This is a genomic window from Pseudomonas sp. HMSC066A08 (assembly GCF_001813025.1).
Lineage (GTDB): Bacteria > Pseudomonadota > Gammaproteobacteria > Pseudomonadales > Pseudomonadaceae > Pseudomonas > Pseudomonas aeruginosa.
Window position 1 is genome coordinate 23,312 of sequence record NZ_KV811324.1, and the last position, 11,757, is coordinate 35,068.

General features: G+C 56.4%; 11 protein-coding genes and 1 pseudogene. All 12 read left to right on the top strand.

What is annotated here, in order from left to right; all coding sequences use genetic code 11:
- Positions 1-149: 149 nt before the first annotated feature.
- Entirely contained in the window at positions 150-962 is an 813-nt protein-coding gene (locus HMPREF2886_RS33645) for a metallophosphoesterase family protein (RefSeq protein ID WP_083318595.1), read from the top strand.
- Complete coding sequence (gene tmk / locus HMPREF2886_RS33650) at positions 952-1,599, top strand: dTMP kinase (RefSeq protein ID WP_083318596.1); 648 nt, start codon at positions 952-954, stop codon at positions 1,597-1,599. The genes HMPREF2886_RS33645 and tmk overlap by 11 nt, the downstream gene beginning before the upstream one ends.
- Entirely contained in the window at positions 1,589-2,470 is an 882-nt protein-coding gene (locus HMPREF2886_RS34370; RefSeq protein WP_128688739.1) for a hypothetical protein, read from the top strand. The genes tmk and HMPREF2886_RS34370 overlap by 11 nt, the downstream gene beginning before the upstream one ends.
- Positions 2,467-2,811: a MazG nucleotide pyrophosphohydrolase domain-containing protein gene (locus HMPREF2886_RS21210; RefSeq protein ID WP_049243850.1), complete on the top strand. Its 345-nt coding sequence runs from the start codon at positions 2,467-2,469 to the stop codon at positions 2,809-2,811. The genes HMPREF2886_RS34370 and HMPREF2886_RS21210 overlap by 4 nt, the downstream gene beginning before the upstream one ends.
- Positions 2,811-3,743: a thymidylate synthase gene (locus HMPREF2886_RS33655; RefSeq protein WP_083318597.1), complete on the top strand. Its 933-nt coding sequence runs from the start codon at positions 2,811-2,813 to the stop codon at positions 3,741-3,743. Before HMPREF2886_RS21210 ends, HMPREF2886_RS33655 begins: the two co-directional genes overlap by 1 nt.
- A gap of 958 nt (positions 3,744-4,701) precedes the next feature.
- Entirely contained in the window at positions 4,702-5,760 is a 1,059-nt protein-coding gene (gene rfbB, locus HMPREF2886_RS21215) for a dTDP-glucose 4,6-dehydratase (RefSeq protein WP_003096179.1), read from the top strand.
- Positions 5,757-6,665 (top strand): dTDP-4-dehydrorhamnose reductase, encoded by a 909-nt coding sequence (rfbD, locus tag HMPREF2886_RS21220; protein WP_033973411.1) that lies wholly within the window; start codon positions 5,757-5,759, stop codon positions 6,663-6,665. Before rfbB ends, rfbD begins: the two co-directional genes overlap by 4 nt.
- Complete coding sequence (gene rfbA / locus HMPREF2886_RS21225; protein ID WP_070748302.1) at positions 6,662-7,543, top strand: glucose-1-phosphate thymidylyltransferase RfbA; 882 nt, start codon at positions 6,662-6,664, stop codon at positions 7,541-7,543. The genes rfbD and rfbA overlap by 4 nt, the downstream gene beginning before the upstream one ends.
- Positions 7,543-8,088 carry a dTDP-4-dehydrorhamnose 3,5-epimerase gene (rfbC, locus tag HMPREF2886_RS21230; RefSeq protein WP_019372274.1) on the top strand — a complete coding sequence of 182 codons (546 nt, stop codon included), beginning with the start codon at positions 7,543-7,545 and terminating at the stop codon, positions 8,086-8,088. Before rfbA ends, rfbC begins: the two co-directional genes overlap by 1 nt.
- 59 nt (positions 8,089-8,147) lie before the next feature.
- Entirely contained in the window at positions 8,148-9,986 is a 1,839-nt protein-coding gene (gene dctB / locus HMPREF2886_RS21235) for a two-component system sensor histidine kinase DctB (protein WP_003123664.1), read from the top strand.
- Positions 9,983-11,371, top strand: a complete 1,389-nt coding sequence (gene dctD / locus HMPREF2886_RS21240; protein ID WP_003096187.1) for a two-component system response regulator DctD — start codon at positions 9,983-9,985, stop codon at positions 11,369-11,371. Before dctB ends, dctD begins: the two co-directional genes overlap by 4 nt.
- A gap of 240 nt (positions 11,372-11,611) precedes the next feature.
- Positions 11,612-11,757 (top strand): annotated as a pseudogene (locus tag HMPREF2886_RS34375) (C4-dicarboxylate ABC transporter); the annotation flags it as partial.

An 11,757-nucleotide genomic window follows, 5' to 3' on the forward strand; every position in this document is an offset into this window, starting at 1 on the left:
ATCAATCTCGTACCAAGCAATTAAGATTGCGCAGTGGGCTTTGCAATAGAGTTTTGATATGATACACCCTAAGATCTCCCCAGAATTAGCCATAGCATTAAATCCTCCGAAACACTTATCGTAAACAACCACTGACTAGAATCTAAAAAATGCCTCCCCATTTAGTTCACATTTCCGACACCCATTTTGGTGATCCTCACCCAACTTTCAATAGACAGGCTATTAAAAAAGCATTAATTAAAAAAATTAATGATATAGAAGGAGAGAAAATTCTTATCATCAGTGGGGATATTACATTCAAGGCCTGCCAGCAAGGCTATAGAGATGCAGAGGTTTTTTTTAGCGAACTAATAGATTCGTGTGGGATTGCTAGACACAATGTCATTGCCTGTCCCGGGAACCACGATATAGTTCGAGAAGGCAAACCATTTGAAGATTTTGACCGTTTCATCTACGCTCTAAGACGGGATCACAAAATATCCTTCACTGACAGAGACTCAGTAATTATCAGCATTCAACAGCTATGCTTCCTACTTGTTAACTCTGCATCACATCTGGACCACACCTACGGACAGATTCCAGACGCAACATTTGCCCTGCTTGAAAATGAAAAATCAAACTCACATCAATATAAATATAGAATTGCCGTTACCCATCACCATTTGATTGGACAAGAAATCAACGACATCTCGACCACTCGTAACGCCTATTCATTCCTTTATTATCTTGATCAGTCAGGCTTCGATTATGTCCTACACGGCCACCAGCACTCAAAACTAGACCTAGTATGCGGAAATAATAAAATTCGAATTTTATCTGCTAGATCTATGAGCTACCATGGGAGAGGGTACAGTAACGGATTCAGCCTACTTGATCTCGAATCAGGTAGCGTGACACCGTTCATCCTAACCCCTGACGAAGTTCCTGGACTATTGACAACAGGTGTAATTAATGAAAGGTAAATTTGTTGTATTTGAAGGCATTGACGGCTCGGGAACTTCAACACAATCAGAATTACTACACAAATATTTATCCAAAAATGGTAAAAAAACTCATTTAACCTGCGAGCCCTCAAACGGACCAATTGGAGATTTGATAAGACAGATTTTCAAAGGCCGCGTAAACATGCCCAAGGGCAAAAACCCCATAATAGCTACCGCAGATTTATTTGATGAGCAAATGGCATACCTGTTTGCTGCAGATCGTCACGATCACCTTTTCAACAAAATTGACGGAGTTTTTAACCTTATTAATAAAGGTTATACCGTAATCTCCACAAGATACTTCTTCTCTTCATACGCCTATCACTGCACAAATGAAACCGACATACAATTTGTGAAAACCCTGAATGAAAGATTCCCCAACCCCGACCTTGTAGTTTATTTAGATAACCCAGCTTCGGTATCGGTGTCCAGAATAGATGAGCGAGTTTTCAAAGACGAGTACGAGAACAGCAAAAAACTTATAAAAGCCAAAGAGAATTACGACTCATTTTTCAAAACTTACAATGGAAATTTGCTGACTTTAAATGCCACCGATAAAGTCGAACAAATTCATAAAAAAATTATAGAGCGCATGGAGCAAATAGTTGAAAATTGAGGCATTGGAAGTATCCTCGCTCGAGGAGATAGCTGGCAATGCAGAGCAGGAAGTAAGCGATAATTTTTCTTTGAATTTTATTGCATCACATCTAATCAGCATAGTTGACCTAAAGCAAAAGCCCCTTGCTGATGTCACTGAGGAGGCAACCCGCTGGGCAGCAATTCAAAAACCTGAAGAGCTGCAGATTAACCATGGAGAACATATCAAAGATGGTCTTGAACACATCATCTCTGAACTTCAATTCAAAAAAACCAGTAACAGGGCGCTGTTTTCACTTATCGCACAAAAGGACATTTCTGGCACCGGTGATAAGCCTATTCCTTCCTTTATGCTTATGCAGTGCAACATCCACGAAGATGTACTTTACTGCACATCATACTTCAGGGCATTAGAGGTATCGAAGTTCCTAAGAATCAATCTAGAAGAGATTCGGCTTAAGATCTGTGAAATCCATAAATCAATTCCAGAATTCAACAAGGTTAACATTACCATTTTTGCATTTAGAGCATATAAAAAACGAAACATCAACACACTTACAGTACCAGAACTAGATAGAATCAATCCAATCGATCTTTATACCACGCTACTCGAAAATCCAAAGAAAGTAGCTTCGATGCTCAGAGAAAAAAGTCTACCTTCAACGGTCATAGAGACTGATTCGATAAAGAACCTAGTTGTATCTGTCGAGAAGGATGCTTTTAAAGGATTTAACAAAAGATTGATTACCCTTAATGCCAGTGAAGCAATCAACGCAGCTGAGGCACTATTAGAATTAAGACTGCGATCCTCTCATCATCCCGAAATTGAGAATTTGAACCAAGAATTCCAGAGGAAGATCATCGCTATCGCTGAGGAGTTAGAAAAATGAGCAAGTCAATTGCGGAGTTAAAAGAAATCCAAAAACAATTTGATCTAGGACACACAGGGGAAAAACAACAATTCTATATCGAAATCACTGAAGATAACGTCTCAGATCTTGAGCATTTGGCTGTCTGCTTAGCAGGAGAGGTTGGTGAGTTCTGCAACGTGCTTAAGAAAGTGACTCGTGGTGACTTTACGTGGGCCCAAGCCAAAGCAGATTTGAGCGAGGAGCTAGCAGACATTTTCATTTATCTAACCAAAATATCTAATCAAGCAGACATAGATATTGAACAAGCTGTGCTTGACAAAATCGAGCACAACAAGAACCGCTTCAAGAGGACTATCTGATGCACGTATTTTCTGGCGAGAATATAAATAGTGTGTATCTTTCTGCACTCAAAGTCATTCGCTCAGAAAGCCACCTGACAACCGACTCTAGAGTTGGCAAAGTATTTGACCTTGGCCCCGCATATTTTGAATTTAAAAACGCTAGCGATCAGTTTTTAACTTTAAGGAACAGGAACTACAACCCATACTTTGCGATCATAGAAGCTGCATGGATATTAAGCGGCCAAAACACTCTTGAAGAATTAAACAAGATAATCCAGGGCTATGACAAATACTCTGATGACGGCTACTCACTTAATGGAGCATATGGTTATAGAATAAAGAAATACTTCGACAAAGACCAAATAGAATCTGTTACAAAGCTCCTATCCAGCGAGCCAAATTCCAGACGAGCTGTAATTACACTCTACAGCACTGATGATCTCGACAATAATTTATCACGCGACATCCCCTGCAACATTTCAATTTGTTTAAAAATCCGAAACAAATGCCTCGACATAACGATATTAAATAGATCCAACGACATATTCTTAGGCATCCCCTACAACGTTTTTGTATTTAATATACTGCAACGACATATAGCTAAGATACTCAACGTGCCTGTAGGCATTCAGCGGCACTTCACGGACTCGCTACATCTATATGAGCGCGACTTCGTTCGCACCGATGAGATAATCCAAACCAACTCACAAGAAGAAATTGATTCATGGCAAACAGCCCCCTCAGCAAACTATATCTATGAATGCATAATCCAAGAATTTAGCAAAATATCAAATTCAGATTTTGATAGCATCATTTCGAAAGAGGTAAGAGACATCTTACACAACTACTGGAACCTCAAAAACGGTGGTGACAAACTTGATTTTATAGCCAAATTGCCTTATGATAATTTCGGCATCAGTAGCAAGCTTTGGGCTGAATCAAGAAAGTAAATTATCAATAGGATACTACGTTATGTTTCCGAATATTTTGAGCGATGAGCCGAGCGTAGCCGTCAATTCCATAAAGCTCATCGCCATGAACAACATTGATAAAGAAACCGAGCTAAAGGCAATTATATTTAACTCCAAGCACATCGATAAATATCCATTCTCTACACTCAGCGGCGTGGACTTTTTGTGCTACGTTATCACATGCTTGGCATGGACAAAACTCGATACTGAACTTGTGAACATCCCACAATTCAGAATCCGCTTGAACAATAACATCAAATCAATATTGAAAAACCTCTCACTGGAAAGCCAATCCATCATACCGCTGTCTTCGCTAGAAGAAGATCTTTGCTCAATTATAAAATAGAAACTTCACATTGATCCATCTTGCTTACATTTGACTCAGCAACACATCTTCATAATTCGCGCAGGAACTCAAATTTTATTACATACACCTCAAAAACTATCTTTTATTTATTTATCATGCGCTCCATTTCATATTTTCAAAACCGCCGCTATGAAAAGCCCCAACAGATTATTGCGCGCAGCGATCTCTGGTGGCGGTACAGCCGCATAGGTTTCGAAGGAGTTACTCTGTAAGAAACTTACAATCACCCCAGATCAGAAGCATGGGCGAAGGATAGTTTTTGAGATAGATTTTTTCGGCATAAAAAAAATCAAATTAAACAAGATGATACATAGTTTTTTGACTCCTGGTGCCCACGAATCCCCGAAAAGCCCCGCCTCGCGCGGGGCTTTTTGTTTTATCCTGCTTCCTTTCTACCCAGTGATGGCACTTCGAATAGAATGCCGGGTCAGATGCACCTACCAGATCTGGGGTTGGCAGGATCGCCATTTTTCCCGTACTAATCGTCGTCTTCACGATCGATTGGTACACCTTGGCGGGACGTGTCGCAGCAGCCCTACGGACAACCACTGCTTGAACAAGGTATGACTCATGACGATTCTCGTGACCGGCAGCGCCGGCTTCATCGGCGCCAATTTCGTGCTCGACTGGCTGGCCCTGCATGACGAGCCGGTGGTCAGCCTCGACAAGCTCACCTACGCCGGCAACCGGCAGAACCTCGCCAGCCTCGACGGCGACGCCCGGCACACCTTCGTCGCCGGCGATATCGGCGATAGCCAGCTGGTAGCCCGCCTGCTCGCCGAACACCAGCCGCGGGCGATCCTCAACTTCGCCGCGGAATCCCATGTGGACCGCTCGATCCACGGCCCCGAGGACTTCATCCAGACCAACATCGTCGGCACCTTCCGCCTGCTGGAAGAAGTGCGCGCCTACTGGGGGGCGCTGGAGCCGGAAGCGAAGGCGGCATTCCGCTTCCTCCACGTCTCCACCGACGAAGTCTATGGCTCGCTGGCACCGAGCGATCCGGCCTTCACCGAGAACAACCGCTACGAGCCGAACAGTCCCTACTCGGCGTCCAAGGCGGCCTCCGACCACCTGGTGCGGGCCTATCACCACACCTATGGGCTGCCGGTGCTGACCACCAACTGCTCGAACAACTACGGTCCCTACCACTTCCCGGAAAAGCTCATCCCGCTGGTGATCCACAACGCCCTGGCCGGCAAGCCGCTGCCGATCTACGGCGACGGCCAGCAGATCCGCGACTGGCTCTACGTCAAGGACCATTGCAGCGCCATCCGCCGGGTCCTCGAAGCCGGGCAACTGGGCGAGACCTACAATGTCGGCGGCTGGAACGAAAAGGCCAACCTCGACGTGGTCGAGACCCTCTGCGCCATCCTCGACCAGGAGCAGCCGCGCGCCGACGGCCGCAGCTATCGCGAGCAGATCACCTTCGTCAAGGATCGTCCGGGCCACGATCGCCGCTACGCCATCGATGCCACGCGCCTGGAGCGCGAGCTGGGCTGGAAGCCGGCGGAAACCTTCGAGACCGGCATCCGCAAGACCGTGCGCTGGTACCTGGACAACCAGGACTGGGTGGCCAACGTGACCAGCGGTGCCTACCGCGAGTGGGTGGGTAAGCAGTACGCATGAACCGGATCCTTCTCCTCGGCGCCAACGGCCAGGTCGGCTGGGAGCTGCAGCGCGCCCTGGCGCCGCTGGGCGAACTGCTGGTCTGCGACCGCCGGCGCGCCGATCTCGCCGACCCCGAAGGCCTGGCGCGACTGGTTCGCGCCGAGCGGCCGCAGTTCATCGTCAACGCCGGTGCCTACACCGCGGTGGACAAGGCCGAGAGCGATGCCGACAACGCCCGCCTGATCAATGCCCGCGCCGTCGCGGTACTGGCCGAGGAGGCCGCGGCCTGCGGCGCCTGGCTGGTGCATTACTCCACCGACTACGTGTTCGACGGCGCGGGCAGCGCGCCTTTCGCCGAGGACGCGGCGACCGGCCCGCTGAGCGTCTACGGGCAGACCAAGCTGGAAGGCGAGCAGGCCATCCGCGCCAGCGGCTGCCGCCACCTGATCTTCCGCACCAGCTGGGTCTACGCCGCGCGCGGCGGGAACTTCGCCAAGACCATGCTGCGCCTGGCCGGGCAACGCGACGAACTCAAGGTCGTGGCCGACCAGTTCGGCGCACCGACCAGCGCCGAGCTGATCGCCGACGTCACCGCCCAGGCCTTGCAGCGCCTGCGCTGGGACGCCGAACTGGCGGCGCGGGCCAGCGGCACCTACCACCTGGTCGCCAGCGGCGAGACCTCCTGGCACCTCTATGCGCGCTTCGTCATCGAACAGGCGCTGGAGCGGGGCTGGGAGTTGCAGGCGGCGCCGCAGCGGGTCCTGCCGATCGCCACCGAGGATTACCCGGTGCCGGCGAAGCGTCCGGCCAATTCGCGCCTCGACAACCGCAAGCTGCAACAGGTCTTCGGCCTGGTACTGCCCGACTGGCGCTACCATGCCGGACGCATGATCCAGGAACTGAGCGAACAGGGACCACTATGAAACGCAAGGGCATCATCCTCGCCGGAGGCTCGGGCACCCGCCTGCACCCGGCAACGCTGGCCATCTCCAAGCAGCTGCTGCCGGTGTACGACAAGCCGATGATCTACTACCCGCTCAGTACCCTGATGCTGGCGGGCATCCGCGAGATACTGATCATCTCGACCCCGCAGGACACCCCGCGCTTCCAGCAATTGCTGGGCGACGGTTCGAACTGGGGCCTGGACCTGCAATATGCCGTGCAACCGTCGCCGGACGGCCTGGCCCAGGCCTTCCTGATCGGCGAGTCGTTCATCGGCGACGACCTCAGCGCGCTGGTCCTGGGCGATAACCTCTATTACGGCCACGACTTCCACGAGTTGCTCGGCAGCGCTTCGCAGCGCCAGGCCGGCGCCAGCGTCTTCGCCTACCATGTGCTGGACCCGGAGCGCTACGGCGTGGTCGAGTTCGACCAGAGCGGCAAGGCCATCAGCCTGGAAGAGAAGCCACTGGAGCCGAAGTCGAACTACGCGGTCACCGGCCTGTATTTCTACGACCAGCAGGTGGTGGACATCGCCAGGGCTCTGAAGCCTTCGCCGCGCGGCGAGCTGGAGATCACCGACGTCAACCGCGCCTACCTGGAGCGCGGCCAGCTCAGCGTGGAGATCATGGGCCGCGGCTACGCCTGGCTGGATACCGGCACCCACGATTCGCTGCTCGAGGCCGGCCAGTTCATCGCCACCCTGGAGAACCGCCAGGGTCTCAAGGTGGCCTGCCCGGAAGAGATCGCCTACCGGCAGAAGTGGATCGACGCCGCGCAACTGGAAAAACTCGCCGCGCCGCTGGCCAAGAACGGCTACGGCCAATACCTCAAGCGCCTGCTGACTGGAACCGTGTACTGATGAAAGCGACCCGCCTGGCAATCCCCGACGTCATCCTCTTCGAACCCCGGGTGTTCGGCGACGATCGCGGATTCTTCTTCGAAAGCTACAACCAGCGCGCCTTCGAGGAGGCCTGCGGTCATCCGGTCAGCTTCGTCCAGGACAACCATTCGCGTTCCGCCCGTGGCGTCCTCCGCGGCCTGCACTACCAGATCCGGCAAGCCCAGGGAAAACTGGTGCGCGCCACTCTCGGCGAGGTATTCGACGTGGCCGTCGACCTGCGTCGCGGCTCGCCGACCTTCGGCCAGTGGGTAGGCGAACGCCTGAGCGCGGAGAACAAGCGCCAGATGTGGATTCCGGCCGGCTTCGCGCACGGCTTCGTGGTGCTCAGCGAATACGCCGAGTTCCTCTACAAGACCACCGACTTCTGGGCGCCGGAACACGAACGCTGCATCGTCTGGAACGATCCCGAGCTGAAGATCGACTGGCCGCTGCAGGATGCCCCCCTGCTTTCGGAGAAAGACCGCCAGGGCAAGACATTCGCCGACGCCGACTGCTTCCCCTGAACGGCAGGGAGCGACCGGACTCGGCGCAAGGCGTGATAATTTAGGGCATCCCGTCCGGGATGCCCCGGATACTCGCAGCCACGGCAGGTTCGTTCGTCTTGAAAGCCTATTTCCATCGCTGGCGCTCGCTGGTCATCCTCGCCCTGCTTCTCGCGCCGCTGCTCTGGCCCCTGCAATATTTCGCCGAGCGCTACTACAGCGAGCAGTTGGCCGAGCAGAACCGCCAGACGCTCGACCTCTACGTCGCCAACCTGCTCGGCACGCTGCGCCGCTACGAAGAACTGCCGCAGATCCTCGGCGGCCTGCCGGTGCTGCGCCAGGCCCTGCAACAACCTGGCGACCCGCTGCTGCAGAAGATCGCCAACGAGGCGCTGGCCGACATCCGCCGACGCACCGGCGCCGACGTGATCTACCTGCTGCAACCGGACGGCACCACCCAGGTCGCCTCCAACTGGGCCCAGGCGGACAGTTTCGTCCACCGCAACTTCGCCTTCCGCCCCTATTATCGCGAGGCCATGCAGGGCCGCCTGGCGCGCTTCTTCGGCCTGGGCACCACCTCGATCAAGCGCGGCTACTATTTCGCCAGCGCGGTGAAGGAAGGCTCGCGGATCATCGGCGTGCTGGTGGTGAAGGTCGATCTCGAACACATCGAACGGCTCTGGGGCAATTCCCCGGAGCAACTGCTGGTGATAGACAACTACGGCGTGGTGATCCTCTCCTCGCGCGAGGATTGGCGCTTCCATGCCAGTCGGCCGCTGAGCGCGGCGGAGCGCGACGAGATCCACGCCAACATCCCCTACCCGGTGCAGGACCCGAAGCCCCTGCGCCTGCAGCAGAGCGCCTGGCTCAGCCAGAGCCGGACGCTACCGGAAACCGGCTGGACGGTGAGCATCTACGCCCCCCGCACCCTCATCGAACGGCCGGTGCGCAGCGTCCTGCTGATCGGCGGCGCGACCCTGCTCGCCCTGCTCCTGCTGCTTACCCTGCTGACCCTCAGCCGCCGTCACTACCTGGACCGCATCGCTCTCGAGGCCGAGGCCAAGCGCCAGTTGGAAGAGCGCGTCCTGGAACGGACCCGCGAGCTGGAGAACGCCAACGCGCAGTTGCAGCAGGAAGTCCACGAACGCGAGCAGGCCCAGCGCGAGCTGATGCGCGCCCAGGACGAAGTGGTCCAGGCCGGCAAGCTCACGGCCCTCGGCACCATGTCGGCGAGCATCAGCCACGAACTCAACCAGCCGCTGGCGGCGATCCGCAGCTACGCCGACAACGCCCGGGTGCTGCTCGATCACCAGCGCACCGAGGACGCCCGCGGCAATCTCGAGCAGATCAGCGACCTCACCACCCGCATGGCCTCGATCATCGCCCACCTCAAGGCCTATGCCCGCGGTGCGCGCCGGGCGCCGGAGAACGTGCAGTTGCAGCCGGCGATCGAGGACGCCCTATCGATGGTGGCCAGCCGGCGGCGGGCGATGAACGTCGAACTGCTGCGCGACGTGCCGGACGCCCCGCTGTGGGTCCAGGCCGGCGAGACCCGCTTGCGGCAGATCCTCGGCAACCTGCTCACCAATGCCCTCGACGCGCTCGCCGAGAAAGCTCCGCCGCGGCGCCTGTGGGTAATCGCCAGCCAGGACCAGCACGGCGTGACCCTGACCCTGCGCGACAACGGCCCGGGGTTTTCCGAGGACGCCCTGGCCCACGCCCACGAACCCTTCTTCACCACCAAGACCACCGCCAAAGGGCTCGGCCTCGGCCTGGCCATCTGCGATAACCTATTGCGCGCCCTCGGCGGCCGCCTGGAAATGGGCAACCATCTCGAAGGCGGCGCCGTGGTGCGCCTGCACTTGCTGCCGGGAGTTCCCGGCGTCGCCGCCATGCCCCAGGAGGAAACCCGCGCATGAGTCCCTTCGCGCCATTCGATGCCCAGACCCAGGTCCTGCTGATCGACGACGATCCGCACCTGCGCCAGGCCCTGCGCCAGACGCTCGACCTCGCCGGGCTCAAGGTCGCGACCCTGGACGACGCGCGCCAGCTGGATACCGCGCAGTGCAAGGACTGGCCCGGGGTGGTGGTCAGCGACATCCGCATGCCCGGCATCGATGGCATGGAACTGCTCCGCCAATTGCACGAACAGGACGCCGACCTGCCGGTGATCCTCATCACCGGCCACGGCGACGTACCGCTGGCGGTCCAGGCCATGCGCGGCGGCGCCTATGACTTCCTGGAAAAGCCCTTTCCCAGCGACGCCCTGCTCGACAGCGTGCGCCGCGCCCTGGAGGTGCGCCGGCTGGTCCTGGAGAACCGCACCCTGCGCCTGGCCCTGGCCGAACGCCACGAACTGCATGGGCGCCTGATCGGACGCTCGGCCGGCATGCAGCGCCTGCGCGAGCAGGTCGGCTCGCTGGCGGCGATCCAGGCCGACGTGCTGGTCCTTGGCGAAACCGGCGCCGGCAAGGAAGTGGTCGCGCGAGCCCTGCATGACCTGTCGAGCCGACGCGACGGACCGTTCGTCGCGATCAACGCCGGCGCCCTCGCCGAATCGGTGGTGGAAAGCGAACTGTTCGGCCACGAGGCCGGCGCCTTCACCGGTGCGCAGAAGCGCCGCATCGGCAAGTTCGAGTACGCCAATGGCGGCACCCTGTTCCTCGACGAGATCGAGAGCATGAGCCTGGACGTGCAGGTCAAGCTGTTGCGCCTGCTGCAGGAGCGGGTAGTCGAGCGGCTCGGCTCCAACCAGTTGATCCCGCTGGATATCCGCATCATCGCGGCAACCAAGGAAGACCTGCGCCAGGCCGCCGACCAGGGCCGCTTTCGCGCCGATCTCTATTACCGCCTCAACGTCGCCAGCTTGCGCATCCCACCACTGCGCGAGCGCGGCGAGGACATCCCGCTGCTGTTCCGCCATTTCGCCGAAGCCGGCGCCATGCGCCATGGCCTGACGCCACGCGAACTGGACGCCGGCCAGTCGGCGCGGCTGCTGGCCTACGACTGGCCGGGCAACGTGCGCGAATTGCAGAACGCCGCCGAGCGCTTCGCCCTGGGCCTCGGCCTGAGCCTGGACGACGGAGTCCTGCCCGACGCCGCCGACGAGCCGCACAACCTCAGCGCCAAGGTCGAGGCCTTCGAGCGCTCGCTGATCGCTGCCGAACTGGAACGCCCGCACAATTCGCTGCGCAGCGTCGCCGAGGCCCTCGGCATCCCGCGCAAGACCCTGCACGACAAGCTGCGCAAGCACGGCCTGCCGTTCAACACGCCTGGCGAAAATCCGCCAGATGATGGCGAATGAATGGCGGATTACCGCCAACCGTTCGCCATCCGCGCCCGCAGCATCTCCCCTGCGTACCCTTGCCCGACTGGCACAGGGCTTGCTCACGGCTTCCCGAGCGTTCCAACAAGCAGAAGACCAGGCGCTTTTCCGATTCACGCAGCATCTGCCGCTGCGCTGCCTAGACTTCCCTTGTTCGGCCACGCCGAGAGGACAGCCGTCCTCTTCATAAAAGACAGACAAGAACAAAGAGGAAGTCTCATGCTCAAGCACACCGCGAAGGCGCTCGTCTGCGCACTTTCCCTGACCGTCGCCGGAATCGTCCAGGCGGCCGACCCGATCGTCATCAAGTTCTCCCACGTCGTCGCCGAGCACACGCCCAAGGGCCAGGGCGCGCTGCTGTTCAA